This window comes from Paraburkholderia sp. BL9I2N2 (genome assembly GCF_004339745.1).
GTDB lineage: Bacteria > Pseudomonadota > Gammaproteobacteria > Burkholderiales > Burkholderiaceae > Paraburkholderia.
Genome location: NZ_SMGP01000005.1, coordinates 84224 through 100553, shown reverse-complemented (window position 1 = coordinate 100553; position 16330 = coordinate 84224). Strand labels below are relative to the sequence as shown.

The 16330-nt window shown below is 63.3% G+C and carries 16 protein-coding genes; 9 read left to right on the top strand and 7 right to left on the bottom strand.

All coding sequences use genetic code 11. The features are described 5' to 3' along the window. The first annotated feature begins 263 nt into the window (after positions 1–263). From B0G74_RS42150 to B0G74_RS42120, 7 genes are all read left to right on the top strand, one after another. Positions 264–1964, top strand: coding sequence for a PAS domain-containing methyl-accepting chemotaxis protein (locus B0G74_RS42150; protein WP_132383488.1), 1701 nt, complete (start codon positions 264–266; stop codon positions 1962–1964). A gap of 403 nt (positions 1965–2367) precedes the next feature. Continuing rightward, a complete protein-coding gene (locus tag B0G74_RS42145; RefSeq protein ID WP_132383486.1) occupies positions 2368–2940 on the top strand; it encodes a DinB family protein in 573 nt (190 codons plus the stop codon). A 319-nt stretch (positions 2941–3259) separates the two neighbouring features. Then, positions 3260–3511 carry a hypothetical protein gene (locus B0G74_RS42140; RefSeq protein WP_007178686.1) on the top strand — a complete coding sequence of 84 codons (252 nt, stop codon included), beginning with the start codon at positions 3260–3262 and terminating at the stop codon, positions 3509–3511. 341 nt (positions 3512–3852) lie between these two features. Continuing rightward, complete coding sequence (locus B0G74_RS42135; RefSeq protein ID WP_132383484.1) at positions 3853–4845, top strand: DedA family protein/thiosulfate sulfurtransferase GlpE; 993 nt, start codon at positions 3853–3855, stop codon at positions 4843–4845. A 90-nt stretch (positions 4846–4935) separates the two neighbouring features. Further along, positions 4936–6666, top strand: a complete 1731-nt coding sequence (locus B0G74_RS42130) for an FAD-dependent oxidoreductase (RefSeq protein WP_132383482.1) — start codon at positions 4936–4938, stop codon at positions 6664–6666. A gap of 141 nt (positions 6667–6807) precedes the next feature. Then, positions 6808–7086 carry a hypothetical protein gene (locus tag B0G74_RS42125; RefSeq protein ID WP_132383480.1) on the top strand — a complete coding sequence of 93 codons (279 nt, stop codon included), beginning with the start codon at positions 6808–6810 and terminating at the stop codon, positions 7084–7086. 97 nt (positions 7087–7183) lie between these two features. Continuing rightward, positions 7184–8419, top strand: a complete 1236-nt coding sequence (locus tag B0G74_RS42120) for a winged helix-turn-helix domain-containing protein (RefSeq protein WP_132383478.1) — start codon at positions 7184–7186, stop codon at positions 8417–8419. Between the two features lie 20 nt (positions 8420–8439). On the opposite strand, the gene B0G74_RS42115 is transcribed toward B0G74_RS42120, so the two are convergent. The 3 genes from B0G74_RS42115 to B0G74_RS42105 form a co-directional block, all read right to left on the bottom strand. Next, on the bottom strand, positions 8440–9039 hold the full coding sequence (locus B0G74_RS42115) for a LysE family translocator (RefSeq protein ID WP_132383476.1): 600 nt from the start codon (positions 9037–9039) through the stop codon (positions 8440–8442). Between the two features lie 191 nt (positions 9040–9230). Beyond that, positions 9231–9488, bottom strand: a complete 258-nt coding sequence (locus B0G74_RS42110) for a hypothetical protein (RefSeq protein ID WP_132383474.1) — start codon at positions 9486–9488, stop codon at positions 9231–9233. 110 nt (positions 9489–9598) lie between these two features. Continuing rightward, positions 9599–11782: a hypothetical protein gene (locus B0G74_RS42105; protein WP_132383472.1), complete on the bottom strand. Its 2184-nt coding sequence runs from the start codon at positions 11780–11782 to the stop codon at positions 9599–9601. 157 nt (positions 11783–11939) lie between these two features. On the opposite strand from B0G74_RS42105, the gene B0G74_RS47745 reads away from it, so the two are divergent. Both B0G74_RS47745 and B0G74_RS42095 read left to right on the top strand, forming a co-directional pair. Then, positions 11940–12167: a hypothetical protein gene (locus tag B0G74_RS47745; RefSeq protein ID WP_165924044.1), complete on the top strand. Its 228-nt coding sequence runs from the start codon at positions 11940–11942 to the stop codon at positions 12165–12167. 53 nt (positions 12168–12220) lie between these two features. Beyond that, entirely contained in the window at positions 12221–12610 is a 390-nt protein-coding gene (locus B0G74_RS42095; protein WP_132383470.1) for a LysR substrate-binding domain-containing protein, read from the top strand. A 10-nt stretch (positions 12611–12620) separates the two neighbouring features. On the opposite strand, the gene B0G74_RS42090 is transcribed toward B0G74_RS42095, so the two are convergent. Genes B0G74_RS42090 through B0G74_RS42075 form a run of 4 tightly spaced genes read right to left on the bottom strand, consistent with a single transcriptional unit; the run spans position 12621 to position 16098 of the window. After that, positions 12621–13823, bottom strand: a complete 1203-nt coding sequence (locus B0G74_RS42090) for an ABC transporter ATP-binding protein (protein ID WP_132383468.1) — start codon at positions 13821–13823, stop codon at positions 12621–12623. Next, the gene (locus tag B0G74_RS42085) at positions 13820–14473 is read right to left on the bottom strand and encodes an ABC transporter permease (protein ID WP_132383466.1); all 654 of its coding nucleotides are present in this window, start codon (positions 14471–14473) and stop codon (positions 13820–13822) included. Before B0G74_RS42085 ends, B0G74_RS42090 begins: the two co-directional genes overlap by 4 nt. Positions 14474–14488: 15 nt before the next feature. Further along, entirely contained in the window at positions 14489–15385 is an 897-nt protein-coding gene (locus B0G74_RS42080) for a glycine betaine ABC transporter substrate-binding protein (protein WP_132383464.1), read from the bottom strand. Then, positions 15382–16098 carry an ABC transporter permease gene (locus B0G74_RS42075; RefSeq protein ID WP_132383462.1) on the bottom strand — a complete coding sequence of 239 codons (717 nt, stop codon included), beginning with the start codon at positions 16096–16098 and terminating at the stop codon, positions 15382–15384. The genes B0G74_RS42080 and B0G74_RS42075 overlap by 4 nt, the downstream gene beginning before the upstream one ends. Positions 16099–16330 lie beyond the last annotated feature (232 nt).

Sequence of the window (16330 nt, the reverse complement as noted above, 5' to 3'; positions counted from 1 at the left end):
GCTGCGAAATCGAGGGACGAGATGCGTCTGCAGTCCTTATACGGGCGCAGTGTAGACCTTTTGAAGGTATCGCGCGACGCATCCGGCGCTGTTTCACGCGGCCATCCACGATGCGTCAATCAACCCTGTATTAACGGCTTAGGCCGGCCTAAACCTGAGTGGTTTACTGGGAAACCCTCAAGGCCTCGGGGTTAATTGCCGATATTCCTTGCAACCATGTAAGCGCCGCGCCCACGCGCGGGCTAGCACCAGCAAGGAAAGCCATGCGCAATAACCAGCCTGTCACCGGGCACGAGTACGAATTCCCGTCGTCACACATGCTTGTATCCGCGACCGATCTGACCGGCCGCATCCAGTACTGCAATCCGGCCTTCATCGCCGTGTCCGGCTTTACGCGCGACGAACTGATCGGCCAGCCGCACAACCTGATCCGCCATCCGGACATGCCGCGCGAAGCCTTCGCCGACATGTGGGCGACGATCCGCGACAGCCGTCCCTGGACCGCGCTCGTGAAGAACCGCCGCAAGAACGGCGATCACTACTGGGTGCATGCCAATGTCACGCCGGTGGTGGAGAAAGGCGCGGTCGTCGGCTATTTGAGCGTACGCGTGAAACCGGAACACAATGCGGTGCGCGCCGCCGAAGCGCTGTACGCGCGCATGCGCACCGGCGAGTCGCGCGGCGTGCAGTTGCGCCGCGGCGTGGTGGTGCGCACCGGCGTGCTGGGGCGTTTGCAGGCGCTCATGCGCCTTCCTGTTGCGACGCGTGCGGCAATCGGCTACGCGATCACGCCGCTGGCGCTTCTGCTGACGGGCCTCGCCGCATGGCAAGGCGCACCGCCTGTGCCGTTCTGGATGGCGTTCGGCGTCACCACGGCAGTCAGCATTGCGTCATGGCAGGTGCTGACGCGCCAACTCGCCGCGCCGATTCGCGACATGTCGGGATTCGCCACGCGTCTCGCCGCCGGCGATCTGACCGCCGATCTGCAGATCGCGCGCCACGACGACCTCGGCGACGTGCTGCAAGCGCTGAATCAGTTGAAGGCAAATCTCGCGGCGATCGTGTACGACGTGCGCGCGCAAATCACCGGCATGCTCGACAACGCACGCGAAATTTCCAGCGGCAATGTCGATCTCGCGAGACGCACTGAGTTGCAAGCGGCGTCGCTTGAAGAGACCGCCGCCACCATGGAAGAACTGACCACCACCGTGCAAGCCAATGCCGACGCCACCGTGCGCGCGCTCGATCTGGCAAGAGACGCCCAGGCGGCGGCAACGGTCGGCGGCAAGATCGCCGGCCAGGTCGAGCAGACCATGGCGGGCATCACAGCGGCATCGCGACGTATCGCCGACATTACCGGCGTGATCGACGGGATCGCCTTCCAGACCAACATCCTCGCGCTGAATGCCGCGGTCGAAGCGGCGCGCGCGGGCGAAGCAGGCCGCTCGTTCGCCGTCGTCGCGAGCGAAGTGCGCATGCTGGCGCAACGCTGCGCGGCGTCGTCGAAGGAAATCAAGTCGGTGGTCGAAGCGAGTGCCACCGAAGTCGCGGCCGGCACCGAACTGGTTGCGCGGACAACGTCGCAGATGCGCGTGATCGACGAGGCGGTGGGGCGCGTGTCGTCGATCATCGTCGACGTGGCGAATGCGAGCAGCGAACAGGCGGAAGGCATTCGCCAGGTCAATCAGGCGGTCTCGCATCTGGACGGCGCCACGCAGCAGAACGCAGCGCTCGTCGAGCAGGCGGCGGCCACCGCGCAGCGTCTGGCGGAACAGGCGGACGTGCTGGATGAAGCGGTGCGCCTGTTCACCGTCGCCGACGCAGCGCCGGCGCAACGCGCCGCCGACACGAAGCGTCGAGCGTTCGCCGCCGATGCAGCGCAAACGTCGGCGCCTGAGATCAACCGACACCGTGCGCCAGTCACCGGACACGATGTCGAGCAGGAAGAAGCCGAATTAATCTGATAGATCGGCGTTACCCCCACCTCGACAGTCCAGTATTGACGCAGCACGATGGAAGCGTCAGCGCCCAGTTGTTTGCAAGGGCAGGCTGACCCGAGTAACAACGGCGTTTAGCGGCCCGCCCTCTCCGTGGACGGGCCTATTTTTTTTGTGGACTGGCTGCGGTGCTTGCGCTGTTGAGGATTGTTGAGGTTTTGTCCTCGATCATTTATTGCCACCCGTCCAGCAGACAAAGCGAACGGTGAGGGAATACGGGAACGCGTCTTCACGAACGCGCCACACGTCGATCGCCTCGCGCGAAGCGATGCTACGCTAGACAGGCAGCGTTTCCATTCTCGCGCCACGCGTGCGATCACGGCGACGCGCAAGCGCACCCTCATGCCGATTCCCGCTACCGGAGGCCGACGTGACCCCTTCCGACTCGCCACGCGTCAATCCGCTGTCCTCGCACCTCGCCGCCATGGCGCGCAACAACGCCTGGTCGAACCTGCGCCTCTACCGCGCCTGCCTCACCTTGACCGACGAAGCGTTCGCCGAGCGCAGGGTGAGCTTCTTCCCATCGTTACAGCTCACGTTGAATCACATCCTTCTGGTGGACCGCTACTACTTCGATGCGCTGATCGGCGGCGGCGCAGGCCTCACCATTTTCGATAACGAATTGCCCTATCCGCGCGCAGCCGACCTGTGGGATGCACAAGCGCGGAGCGATCAGCAACTGCTCGCCTTCTGCGAATCGCTTACCGACGACGATCTGCAACGCGAAGTCCAGATCGACCGTGGTCCGCCGGTCGGGGTGCAACGCGAGAAGATCGGCAGCGTGCTGCCGCATGTGTTCGTCCATCAGATCCATCATCGCGGGCAAGTTCACGCGATGTTGAGCGGCACAGCGGCCGCCCCGCCGCAGCTCGACGAGTTTTTCCTCGCCGCCGACGCACCGCTGCGCGTTGCCGAACTCAGCGATCTGGACAAGATGCGCTAGCCGCGACGTACGCCGCGCCCGGCCCATTTCCCCTAACCGGAGCGCGCGTCAACAGCGTGACAGTCATGGAGAAGAATCGCACCGTCACGGGGCACGAAAAATGCATCCGTCGTTGCCGAGAGTCGCGTTAAACTGGTTGTCACGGCGGGACGTGACGACACGCGCTGCCCGGCGGGCCGCGCCAGTCAACGCGCTTGGCGGCGTGCGGCACGCAGGCAACTGCGCCGGCAACCACGTGAAGCGTGACGGTGGCGAGACAGACGCCGCACCATCCTGCCCGTACAATGGTTCGATCAACAACGGAACGAGGACAACTTCGATGCGCACTACCGGGTCTTCCGGGTCAATGGCCCTGCTCACCGAATACGACGACGCAACGGCGCGCGAACTTCGCTCGCTGCGCCTCGAATCGACAGAAGACGGCAAAGGCATTCTTTTGATCGAAGTCGATGAGCGCAAGCCAGGCATTCACCGCGAAGTGCGCTACGAAATCACGCCAGCCGAACTGATTGCCGCGATTCGCGCGCACGGCGCCGAATTGCCCGGCGAACAGCACAATCATCGTCAATGAAATCCGTCACGCGGCATTGCACTTTCAGTGTGAATGCCGCGTGACGCTTTAGCATCACCGTTCTCTAATTGCTTGCTGAGCGGGCGTCTACGGCCTTCCATCGGGCATTATTTCCGCTTTAGCAACATCGCACGACATTCACGCCTTTCTTGTTTTGTTCAAGTCGCGCTGCTAATGCGTCATTCAAGTGGTTGAGTGTGCTTGAGATTGCGCATTCCACACCCAAGTAAAGGGCTTCTTTTCAGGGCGTTTGCACGTCTTGAAAATGCGTCCATAATCCTTGCATTCTCCTTTGCATTTCCTACCTGCGCCGCGCCCGAAAGGGCTGCGGATGTAAGCCGATGCTACATGATCTCGTCGAGCAATATGGGCCGGCGCTCGTCTTCGTGAACGTGCTCGCCGCCTCGATCGGGCTGCCGGTTCCGGCGATGCCGTCGCTCGTGCTGTTTGGGGCGATGGCGGCCATGCATCCCGGTTCCGTGGGCACGCAGTTGGCGCCGGTGCTCATCCTGTCGATATTCGCCACGCTGATCGGCGACAGCGCGTGGTATTTCGCTGGCCGTATGTACGGCGGCAATACGCTGAAAACGATTTGCCGCCTGTCGCTCTCGCGTGACACCTGCGTAAAAAAGACCGAACGCTTTTTCGGTCGCTGGGGCGTGCGCGTGCTGGCCGTCGCCAAGTTCGTGCCGGGACTGTCGATCGTATCGATCCCAATGGCGGGCGCCATGGGCACGCGCTACCGCACGTTCCTCACCTACGACAGCATCGGCGCCGCATTGTGGTCTGGCACCGGCCTGATCATCGGCGCGCTGTTCGCGAGGCAGATCGACATGCTGTTCGCCATGGCCGGACGCCTTGGCCGAACGGCCGCGCTGGTCGCCGTCGGCCTGCTGCTGGCGTATGCCGCGTATCGCTGGGTGCGCCGGCGCCAGCTGATTTCGAAGCTCGCGTCCGCGCGCATCGAAGTCGACGAGCTGGCCTCGCTCGTGAAGGCGGGCAAAACGCCGGTGCTGTTCGACATCCGTTCGCATGAGAAGCGCAAGCTCGATCCGTTCATCATTCCGGGCTCGCAATTCGCCGACGAGCGGCAGCTCGGCGAGATCGTCGCGACCTATCCGCACGATCAGAAGTTGGTGATCTACTGTTCCTGCCCGAATGAGATTTCCGCGGCATGGATGGCCAAGCAATTGAACGAAGCCGGTTTCTCCGATGTGCTGCCGCTGCGCGGCGGCATGGAAGCCTGGCGCGACTCGGGCAAGCCGGTGGACTCGCTGCCCAACATGCCGCCGCCCGACGTGGCGGTCGACGACGTCGCGCCGAAGGCCGTATAGCGCAAGCAGCGCACCTGGATTCGCGCCTTCTGGCGCCGCGCCGCTTCGCCTCTCGTTCGATCCATCAATGAACACCGAAGGAGCGGTTCAATGCTTTCGACTCAAGAAGCTGAAGTGCAACAAGCAGTAGGGCAACAGCAGGACGTCGTCGCCGACGCGCCGTTTTCGTCACTCTCGACGCGCATGCATCAGATGTTCCCCGCGCTCACCTGCGCGGAAATCGGTCGTCTGCGCAAGTTCGGCGAGATTGGCCACTGGAAAGCCGGTGAGCTGTTGTTCGAGACCGGTCTCACCGGTCCCGGCATGTTCGTGGTGCTCGAAGGGCGCGTGAAGGTCTATCAACGCGACGGCATTGGACGCGAAGTGCTGATCAACGAACATGGCGCTGGGCATTTCCTTGCCGAAGTCGGTCAATTGTCGGGACGACCCGCGCTGGTCAACGGCATGGCGCTCGGTTCGGTGGAAGCCTTGCTGATTCCGCCGGACCGGCTGCGCGCGCTGATTGTCGCCGAAGCGGAACTCGGCGAGCGCATCATGCGCGCGCTGATTCTGCGGCGCGTGTCGCTGATCGAAAAGGGCGCGGGCGGGCCGATCCTGATCGGCAACAGCAGCGACGCCCGGCTCGTCATGCTGCAAGGCTTCCTGTCGCGCAACGGCCATCCGCATTCCGTGATCGACGAACGCGACGAAGACGCGCTGCGTCTGATCGAGCAATTCGCCGCGCAAAAAGAAGACATGCCGCTGGTGATCTGCCCGGACGGCTCGGTGCTGCGTCACCCGAGCATGCCGGAACTCGCCACGTGCCTCGGCTTGCTGCCCGATCTCGACGATGCGCATGTGTACGACGTCGCGATTGTCGGCGCCGGACCGGCTGGGCTCGCCACCGCGGTGTACGCGGCCTCCGAAGGCCTGTCGGTGATCGTGCTCGACAGCCGCGCGCCAGGCGGCCAGGCCGGCGCGAGTTCGCGGATCGAGAACTACCTCGGCTTTCCGACCGGCATCTCCGGTCAGGCGCTGGCGGGCCGCGCGTTCGTGCAGGCGCAGAAATTCGGCGCGCACGTCGCGATTCCGGTCAACGTGAAGGCGCTGCATTGCGCGGAGCGGCCGCATCGGCTGGAACTGAAGTGCGGCGGGCATATCACGGCGCGCGCCATTGTGATCGCGAGCGGCGCGGTCTACCGGCGCCCGGCGCTCGAAGGGCTCGACCGTTTCGAGGGACGCGGTGTCTACTACTGGGCGTCGCCGGTCGAAGCCAAGCTGTGCAAACGCCAGGAAGTCGTACTGGTGGGTGGTGGCAATTCGGCCGGCCAGGCGATCGTCTATCTGGCGACGCATGCGGCCAAGGTCCACGTACTGATCCGGCGCAGCGGTTTTGAGGCCACCATGTCGCGCTACCTGATCGACCGGATCCGCTCGCTGCCGAATGTGTTCGTGCATCCGAACTCGGAGATCGGCCGGCTGGATGCGGACGAAAGCGGTTTGTCGTCGGTCGCCCTGAAAAAACCGTTGCCCGACGGCACCGATCATTTCGACACGCGCCATCTGTTCCTTTTCACCGGTGCGGACCCGAATACCGACTGGCTGCGTACCTGCGGCGTGGAACTCGACGAGAAAGGCTTCGTGCTGACCGGCACGAGTGCCGACGGCGCCTCGGCCTGCGATCTCGCGACCACGGTCGAGGGCGTGTACGCGATCGGCGACGCCCGCGCCGGCTCGACCAAACGGGTCGCGGCGGCCGTCGGCGAAGGCGCCGCCGTGGTCGCGCAGATCCATCAATTGCTTGCGGTATCGGCGGGAGAAGCGGTCCCGCTGAGCGCCTGAATGATTTCGATGGTCTGAAAATGCCCGCCGGCCTTGCAACCGCCGGCGGGTAACCTGCTGTTACACACACCTTCAACTGGTTGCACCTGCTTGCCTTTCTGTCTCGTAATATTGTCGTCAGCCATTCGACAGGAGACAAGCATGTTCCAACGCGCGATCGTTTTCGCCGCCTTCGGCCTTGCCGCCGCCTGCGCATCGACTGCCGCCTCGGCGCGGGTGGACGTCGGCGTGTTCGTGAACACACCAGGCCCGGTGTACGCAGCGCCGCCGGTCTATGCGCCACCGCCCGTCGTGTATGCGCCCCAACCGGTCTACGGTTACGGCTACCGGGACGACTACTATCGCGGCGGCCACCGTCACTGGCACCACGATCATGGCCGTCATCGCGGCTGGGATCGGCATCACGGCCGCGGGTGGTAAAGGCAAGTTTGGGCGCTTCACGCTACAGTAGTGGCTGCTAATCCAGGCCGGGCCTTGTGTCCGCCCCCATCGCAGTCACTCACTGATCGACGCCCGCGTGAAGACTCTTTCGCTTTCCGCCGCCCGTACCCTGCATCTGGCCGCGCAAGGTTTGCTGACTCCGCCGCGCCGCAAAGCCGTCAAGGCCGACGTGCTCGACACGATCCGCCGCATGGCGCAATTGCAGATCGACACGATTCACGTCGTCGCGCGCAGCCCCTATCTCGTGTTGTTCAGCCGGCTCGGCGCCTATCCGCAGCAATGGCTCGACGAGCATCTCGCCGAAGGCAAGCTGTTCGAGTACTGGTCGCATGAAGCCTGTTTCGTGCCGATCGAAGATTACGGCCTGCTGCGCCATCGCATGCTCGATCCGAGCGGCATGGGCTGGAAATACGCGGCCGAGTGGCACAAGAAATATCGCAAGGACGTTGAGAAGCTGCTCGCGCACATTCGCGCGAGCGGTCCCGTGCGCTCCGCGGATTTTGCCCGCGAGGCGGGCAAGAGCAACGGCTGGTGGGACTGGAAGCCGGAGAAACGCCATCTGGAAGTGCTGTTCGCGATCGGTCAATTGATGGTGGCCGAGCGGCGCAATTTTCACCGCGTCTACGATCTGACCGAGCGGGTGCTGCCGGATTGGGACGACGCGCGCGATCTGCCGCCCGCGCACACCGTGACCGAAGCCGTGTTACGCCGCACCTGCCGTGCGCTCGGTGTCGCGCGCGCCGATTGGGTCGCCGACTACTACCGGCTGCCACGACGCCCGTACCGCGACGAACTGCATGCGCTCGCCGACCAGGGCGAACTGATTCCGGTGCAGGTGGAAGGCTGGAAGCAGGACACGTTCGTGCATCGAGACTTCGCCGCGATACTCGACGATGCCGCGAGCGGCAAGCTCTCGTCGACGGTCACTACCGTGTTGTCGCCGTTCGATCCGGTGGTGTGGGATCGCAAGCGCGCGGCGGCGCTGTTCGACTTCGACTACGCGATCGAATGCTATACGCCAGCGGCGAAGCGCAAATATGGTTACTTCGTATTGCCGCTGCTGAGCCGTGGGCGTCTGGTCGGCCGCGTGGATGCGAAAGCGCACCGGACCCAAGGCGTGTTCGAACTGAAGTCGCTGCACATCGAACCGGGCGTGCGTCTGAGCGCCCGTCTCGCCGGCGATCTGCGCCGCGCGTTGCAACGCTGCGCGGATTGGCACGGCACGCCGCAACTACAAATCACGTCCGCGCCGCCGGAATGGCTCGACGCGTTAATGGTCGACGACGCCTTGGGCGACAGCGTGGCCGCCTGAACGCCCGATCAGCGCCGCACTCAATGCAGTGCCGCCCACGCAATCGACAAGGAAAACACGCCGAGCACGATCGAAGCGCCACGTTGCATCTTCACCGGATTGAGCCAGCTGAGCCTGCCGCTGCCGAGCGCCGCGCCGAACGCGATCCACGCGAGCGCGATCGGCACCAGCAGGCACGCGAACATCAGCATCGAAAAGGCGTAGGCCGGCAGGTGCGCGAAAGCGACAGCCGGAAAGATCGTGCCGGCGAACAGCAAGCCTTTTGGATTGAGCAGCGTCGCCACGAACAACGTGCGCATGCCGCTCGCCCGCTGCGCCGAGTCGGGCAAGGCGACTGCCGCGCGCCACATGTCGACGGCGAGATACGCGATGTACAAGCCGGCCGCCACGCGCAACACCGAGGGCAGCCAGGGCAGCGCATGCGCCGCCTGGACGAGGAAATGCCCCCACACGGAGATCGAGACGAGATAGCCGCCTAGTTCGGCGGCGATCAGCGGCAGTGAGCGCCGCACACCCTGGCGCAAGCCGGCCGCGGCAAGCAGTGTATTGGTGGGGCCGGGCGTGATCAGCACGACGACAATGCCGACGGCCAGCAGCGCGATAGCAGACGCAGAGAGCATAAAAAAGGCGCAATATTGGAGACAGTGCGCCTTTTTATCATAGACAGCGGCGACGCCGAAATGCAGCGGCCGAATGCGATGATGAATCGCAGCCGCGTTATGCCGTCACCCCAAACAGAAGCAACGGCCGTTCGACATCGGCATCCATGCCGATGCGAATCGCGCCGCTGACCGGCAACGCGCCATCGCCTTTAGTGATCCAGCCTCGCGCGCAGCTCGCGAGCGGCTTCCAGCAGCCCTTCGTAACCCGAACGTGCATGCTCCGGCAGATCGGGATCGCCGACAAACGTGCCGAGCGTTTCGATCAGGCTATACAGGATGCCCTTCGCGGCGCCGGATGCAATGCTGCCCGACGATACCTGCTGATCCACGTGACTGAGCGCTGCGTCGAGGTTTTCCAGATCGGGCCGGTCGCCCGTGGGTGGCTTAGGCGTTACGTCTTGCGTCATGATGAAACTTCGCTCCTGTTGATGCAGCGGTGAACAAGCCATCCTTTCATGTTGTTATATACCGATCGTGCGTTGCCGTCCATTCGTGAACGGGGCGAACGCGATCGGCGTTAAGGCGTCCATCGATACATCAGAATTTTTGCGCGGGCGTCGTCTTCGAGCAGGACGACGTACTCGCCATTGTCGCGTTGCGCCGCGCTGATGCCAAGATACACGTCCACCCAGCCGCTCGTGTTGCCGACGCTCGCGCCCGGCGTCATATAGCCGACGGCCTGGCCGGTGCGCGCGTCGTACACATCCACCTTCTGGGTGTACAGCTCGGCCACGAAGATGTAATTGCCCGCCACCGCGACGCCCACGGTCGTCGTTTGCGGATTGCTTTGTGTGTTCCAGGGCAGCGAAATCGTGTACTGCTGCGTCGGCGTGCCGGAACTCCAGTTGTCATAACGCGCGAGCACCGGGCCGGCCTCTTTCCAATGCGTCGCATCCCATGGAATCGCGCTGGTGAAGCCGGAGATGTACATGGTGTCGGTCGCCGCGATATAGACGATCCGCGCTATCCGCGTGAACGGCTGCGGCATCGCGAACATCTTCGAGCTGGCGTATGTGTAGATCGGATTGCCCGCGGAATCGAGGCCTTGCAGCGGCATTTCGCGGATGCCGCTCAACGGCGTGGCGAGCCAGACATTGCCCGGCGTGTCGACCCACCAGAAGCCGTTGCCGACGGTGCTGCCGGTCGACGGATTGCTGCTGATCTCGCTGGCGTCGACGCTGCCGTTGCCATTGCTGTCGCGCCATAGCCATTCGCCATACGTGGGCTGCGCCGCGGGCCATGTGCCCGGCAGCGGATTTTGCGCGAGCAGGCCCGACGGAATCGCCATTTCACCGTGCGCGGCATCGAAGCGGTACACGTTCAGATAATGCGCGCCCGGATCGAGCGTGTAGAGAAACGGCTGGCCGTTGATTCGACGCACCATCGGCTCGCCACGCACGCCGCGCGGCTCGTGAAACGTGGGGTCGTCCGGATAGTCGAAACGATCGAGCGTGAAACCCGCGTACGACCATTCGTGGCCGACCGGCTGGCTGTAATCGAGCGTGAAGCGCTTCGAGCCTGTGTAGACCGAATTGGGCGTGGCGGGATCGAACGCGGCGCTATCGACGAACGTGAGGCCGTACAAGCGCCAATTGAGGGCGTGCGAACTGTACACGTAGCTTTCGAGCACCGCGCCTTGTCCAACCGATGCCGATCCGACCGGTCGCGGCCCTTCGCCGTTCTGCGCGACGTACAGATTGCCCGCGGCATCGACGCCGATGCCCGTCATGCCGTTGAAACGCCAATTGCCGGGCACGCCCTTGACCGCGTGAAAGATGCCGTTGCGCGTGCCGATCGCCGCGGCGGCATGCGGTTGACCGTTGGCGTCTTTGTTGAAGACAAGAATCTGTTGCGACGGACCGTTGTCCGCGACGAGGATTTGACCCGCCGGCGTGACCGCGATATCAGCCGGCACCGCGCCCGCCGGCAGCGTCAATGTACCGGCGAGCGCAGTGCCGTTCGCAGCATAGTGCTGAATCGTTAGGCTTCCAGAAGAGACGCCGCTCATCACCCACAGCGTCGAATCGGTATCCACCGCAATGCGCCCCGGCGATGTCACGTTCCACGAGCGCAAGCGCTGCATCGAATTCGCGTCGAACACGACGATCCGGTTGGCGTAGGTGTCGGCCACATACAGTTCGCTGTCGGTGGCGGTCATGCCGCGAATGCTCGCGTCGTTGCCAGTTGCCACCGTCTCGAGCGGCAGGAAACTGTTCTTCGTCGCATTGGCGCTATTGCCAATACCGCCGCTGAACGGCGCGCCAGTCGCCAGATTGGCGAGCGTGCGGCGCGTGATGCCGTACCAGGTCAGATTGGCTGCCGGATAATCCGCGCCGACCAGGGCGTTGCTCTCGTTGCCGATCGACATCGCCGCATACAGGTACGTGTGATTCACCGCGACCGCGTCGCCACCGGCCGCGCCCCAGCCATGCGTCGAACCCGCGACAGCGATCTTGTCGCCCGCGCGGTAGGCGGCGATTTCACTACCGCTTTCGTCCCACGGCGCGTTGGTATAAACGGTGCCGTCGCCGCCGACGCTGATGGCCTGGATATCCTGCTGCATCCATTTGCCGTCGCCGAAACCAAAGCTATTACCGATCCATGAGGTGGTGTAATTGAGTTGCGATTGCGCGGACGCATTCAGCGGGATAAGACTGTGTAAGATAACAACGGCCACGCCCAGGCGAGAGAACAATGTCACGACGGTATTTCCTTGCAAGGTGCGAAGCGCGCAGGGTCGGCGTGTCCGGCGCACATCGCAGGCGTGCGGACCGATAGGCAATCGCGCACGCGTAAATGTTGGCGTTTTATCCTCGCATAGAAAAATCGGAAATATATTGATAAAAAATTCGCATTAAATGTTGAATTATCCAAACAATCCGAAGCGCATAAGCCTGCGCACAAATGCGGTGCTATTTGCTATTTACGTGGATGCGATAAGCGCACCGACGCGCGCCTGCCAGCACATGCTCCTCGCGTTCAATCGAACCGTCTTCGCCGACAATCTCGGCGAAGAGTTGCAACTCCGTGCGGCAAAATCCCTGGCAGGTTCGCGCCGCCGCGCAAATCGGGCAATGGTTTTCTAGCAGCAGCCAGTCGCGTCCGTCTTTGTGCAACTCCGCCATGTAACGGCCGCCGCATGGACTTCGACTTCAGCGTGGCGGCGCGAGCGAGCAAGGTGAAACTGGACAGCTTCATCCAGGTGAACGACGAACACACTTACCTCGCCTGCGGACTCGAAGGCCTCGGCTTGATTCAGCCTGGGCACGCGGTTGCCGCGCCGTACCTTGCGTCGGGAAAGTTGGTCGAAGTGTTGCCGAAGTGCAGGCCCGCGCCGGTGCCCGTTTCAGTGACGTATGTGAAGAGCCGCCAGATTTCACCACGCGTGCGCGCTTTCGTCGACTGGCTCGTCGAGGTATTCGAAAGCGCACCCGGCATGGTGAGAACGGCCACCGCGCCGCCGGCCGATTCATTGCCGTGGCCGGTGCTCGATTCGACTCGCGACGCCGCGCTCACGCCGTTTTGTTGACTACCCAATATCAAACGTGCTCAGCGGCCGCAGCTTGCGCGGCCGCCGCTTCCGCCGCGGCGACAGCAGGCGACACGATCGCCGGCTGACCCGTCTGCCGACGTGAGCGGCCCGAGCTCAGATAGTCCGCAATCGAATCCTGCGTGACTTCGCCGACATAACGGCCGTCGCCATCCAGCACCGGCATCCATGACGAATTGAACTGGTACATCTTCGACAGCACGATGCGCAGATGCTCGTCCGCGCTGACCGTCGCCTTGAATGCAGTCAGATGATCGCCGCACACACCCTGGCCCGCGCGCGCCGAGCGGCGCGTCACATAGCCGAGCGCCTGCTGCTTGCCATCGACGATGGTCAGATAGCGGCTGTCGCTGTCGTCCATCATCTGGAATGCGCGCGCGACCGGCATGTCGGCATGCGCGGTTTCCGGCTGGGTGGCGGCGTCGCCGGCCTTCACTAGCAAGAGGCGTTTCAACGTGCTGTCCTGACCGACGAACGCGCCGACGAACTCGTCGCGCGGATGCGCCAGCAGCGTATCCGGATGATCGTATTGCACCAGTTGACCCCGGCGGAATACGGCGACGCGGTCGCCAAGCTTGATCGCCTCGTCGATGTCATGACTCACCATGATCACTGTCTTGTTCAGCTGACGCTGCATCTGGAAGAACTCGTTCTGAATCGACTCGCGATTGATCGGGTCGACCGCGCCGAACGGCTCGTCCATCAGCAGCACCGGCGGATCGGCGGCCAATGCGCGAATCACGCCGATACGCTGTTGCTGGCCGCCCGAAAGTTCACGCGGATAGCGCTTCAGATACTGCTTCGGATCGAGCGCGACCATCGACATCAACTCCGTGGCCCGTTCGCGGCAACGCTTCTTGTCCCAGCCGAGCAGGCGCGGCACGACCGTGATGTTCTCCTCGATCGTCATGTTCGGAAACAGGCCGATCTGCTGGATCACGTAGCCGATGTGGCGGCGCAATTCGACTTCGTTCAGACCTGAAGTGTCCTCGCCGTTGATCAGCACGCGGCCCGAAGTCGGCGCGATCAAACGGTTGATCATCTTCAACGTGGTGGTCTTGCCGCAGCCCGACGGGCCGAGAAACACGCAGATTTCGCCTTCGCCGACAGTCAGGCTCACCGAGTCGACTGCCTTCACCTGCTGGCCGTCCTTCTGCGTAAACGTCTTGGTCAGTTTGTCGAGTTCGATCATGTCTTTTGTACTCCCTTCGGGGTCAGCAAGCGTTGCAGCGCTTGCAGCAGCAGGTCGGCGACGATCGCGAGCAAGCTCACGAGAACGGCGCCCACCAACAGTTTCATCATGTTGCTCTGGCCGATCGCGCGGATGATCAGCGTGCCGAGACCGCCCGCGCCGACCACCGCGGCGATCGTCATCACGCCGATGTTCATCACCACGGCCGTGCGCACGCCGCCGAGAATCACCGGCACGGCGAGCGGCAAATCGACGAGCCGCAGCCGTTGCCACACCGTCATGCCGATACCGATGCCGGCTTCCTTGATGCCGGCGTCGACATTGCGCAGCGCGAGGTAGGTGTTGCGCATGATCGGCAGCAGCGAATAGAGGAACACGGCGGTGATCGCCGGCACTGCGCCGATGCCCTGGCCGAAGCGCGAGAACACCGGAATCATCAAGCCGAACAGTGCGATGGACGGCAAGGTCAGCACCACCGTCGCAATGCTCAGCAGCGGCGCGGCGAGCCACTCGTGCCGATTGATCAGGATACCCAAGGGTACGCCGACGGCAATCGCGCAACCCACCGCGATTCCCACCAGCCACACGTGTTGCGCGGTGAGTTGCAGCAATTCAGGCCAGTTGGCCGATAGATAGTCGAATACAGTCATAAAGAAGATCTCCGCTCAGGGCAGCTTGTGCGTGCGCAGGAACTCCGCCGCGACTTCGCGCACCGGCTTGCCGTCGATGTCGACCTGCTTGTTCATTTCCAGCATCGTGTCGTTGTTCAGCGCGTCGGACAACGCGTTCAATTGCGGCGCGAGTTGCGGGTTCTGGTCGAGCGTCGTCTTGCGCACCACCGGCGTGGCGTTGTATGCGGGGAAGTAGTGGCGGTCGTCTTCGAGCGGCATGATGTTGAAGCCCTTCACGCGGCCGTCCGTCGTGTAGATCAACCCGATCGGCACCTGGTTGTTATGCAGCGCCGTGTAGACGAGGCCCGGATCCATTTGCCGCGTTTCCGCGCGGCTGAACTGCATGCCGTACGCGGCTTCGAGCGGCTTCAGGCCGTCCGGTCGATTGGCGAACTCCGCATCCATCGCAAACACGTGTTTCTGTTTCGGCTCCGCCGCCATCTTCGCGGCGAGTTGCGAAATCGTGCGGATGCCGGTTTGCTGCGCCACTTGTTGCGGCAGACCGAGTGCGTACGTGTTGTTCAGCGGCGAGCAATCCAGCCACACGAGGCCACGTTTCGCATCGAGCGCTTTCACGCGTTCGTACATCGTCTTCGGATCGAGCTTTTCAGTGATCTTGTTGTAGACGATCGCGGCGGTGCCCGTGTATTCCCACGTGATATCGACCTGGCCGTTCTCCTGCGCGCTGCGCAACAGCGTGCTGCCGAGGCCGGTGCGGGCGTCGATCGTGTAGCCCTTCGCGCGCAGGTATTGCGACGTGATCTCGGTAAGAACGTATTGCTCGGTGAAATTTTTGCCGCCGAGTACGAGCGTCGCCGCGCTCGCCTGAAGACTCGTGAAGAGGAATGCGCCGGCGGCGAGCCAGCGGCTGCGTTTGAACAGATTCGTCATGCCGTCACCCCGCGTCGCGCGAGCAGGTAGCGGCTGCCGGCCGAGACGATGCCGTCCAGTACCAGCGCGAGAATCGCGGTGGCCGCCGCGCCGAGCAAAAGCTGCTGCTGGTTGTTCAAATAGATGCCCGGAAAAATCAGCGTGCCGAGACTGTCCGCGCCGATCAGATAGGCGAGCGGCGCGCTTCCCACGTTGATCGCGAGCGCCGTGCGCACGCCGCCGATGATGATCGGCATGGCATTAGGCAACTCCACGCGCAACAGCGACTGCCAGCCCGTCATGCCGAGACCGCGCGCCGCCTCGCGCAGCGCGGGTGCGACATTCTTCATGCCTTCGTAGGCATTGCGCGTGATGGGCAGCAACGACGCGAGAAACAGCGCGACGAGCGCCGGAATATCGCCAATGCCGAAGATGCCGAGCGCGATCGCCAGCACGGCCAGCGAGGGAATCGTGTTGCCAATGTTGAAGATCTGCATGAAGCGTTCGGCGTGACGCGCGAGCGACGGGCGGCTCAGCAATACGCCGGCGGGAATGCCGACTAGCAGCGCGAGCGCCATGGAGTAGCCGACGAGCAGCAGGTGCCGTTTGGTGTAGTAGACGAGATCGGGCGCGTACTGATGCAGCGCGCTGGGGTCGACCGCGCGGCACAGCAACGCGACGACGACACCGATGGCTACAAGACTGCCGATCAGTCTGGCAGGACGTTGAATCATGAAGATGCGCCTCCTTGTTCGAGCGACGCGCGGAAATAGCCGCGCCGCGCAGGCGTCGTGATGACGCTGCGAATGGGAAGTTCGGGACGCGACAGATGCCGCGAGTTGAACCGAGTGGTGCCGGGGGTTTGTTTTTGCCCGGCGCGAAGGCGGTGTGATTTCGCCTTCGGTGGCGGACCAGTCAGGAAAACTGGTGCCAGATCCATCGATGATATTCGGCAGCAGCGCTGGG

Coding starts and splice junctions, on each gene's coding strand:
- B0G74_RS42140 (WP_007178686.1), top strand. CDS start 3,260: ATGCGCACTACCGGGTCTTCCGGGTCAATGGCCCTGCTCACCGAATAC.
- B0G74_RS42090 (WP_132383468.1), bottom strand. CDS start 13,823: ATGATCGAACTCGACAAACTGACCAAGACGTTTACGCAGAAGGACGGC.
- B0G74_RS42115 (WP_132383476.1), bottom strand. CDS start 9,039: ATGCTCTCTGCGTCTGCTATCGCGCTGCTGGCCGTCGGCATTGTCGTC.
- B0G74_RS42085 (WP_132383466.1), bottom strand. CDS start 14,473: ATGACTGTATTCGACTATCTATCGGCCAACTGGCCTGAATTGCTGCAA.
- B0G74_RS47745 (WP_165924044.1), top strand. CDS start 11,940: ATGTTGAATTATCCAAACAATCCGAAGCGCATAAGCCTGCGCACAAAT.
- B0G74_RS42135 (WP_132383484.1), top strand. CDS start 3,853: ATGCTACATGATCTCGTCGAGCAATATGGGCCGGCGCTCGTCTTCGTG.
- B0G74_RS42080 (WP_132383464.1), bottom strand. CDS start 15,385: ATGACGAATCTGTTCAAACGCAGCCGCTGGCTCGCCGCCGGCGCATTC.
- B0G74_RS42130 (WP_132383482.1), top strand. CDS start 4,936: ATGCTTTCGACTCAAGAAGCTGAAGTGCAACAAGCAGTAGGGCAACAG.
- B0G74_RS42125 (WP_132383480.1), top strand. CDS start 6,808: ATGTTCCAACGCGCGATCGTTTTCGCCGCCTTCGGCCTTGCCGCCGCC.
- B0G74_RS42075 (WP_132383462.1), bottom strand. CDS start 16,098: ATGATTCAACGTCCTGCCAGACTGATCGGCAGTCTTGTAGCCATCGGT.
- B0G74_RS42110 (WP_132383474.1), bottom strand. CDS start 9,488: ATGACGCAAGACGTAACGCCTAAGCCACCCACGGGCGACCGGCCCGAT.
- B0G74_RS42095 (WP_132383470.1), top strand. CDS start 12,221: ATGGACTTCGACTTCAGCGTGGCGGCGCGAGCGAGCAAGGTGAAACTG.
- B0G74_RS42150 (WP_132383488.1), top strand. CDS start 264: ATGCGCAATAACCAGCCTGTCACCGGGCACGAGTACGAATTCCCGTCG.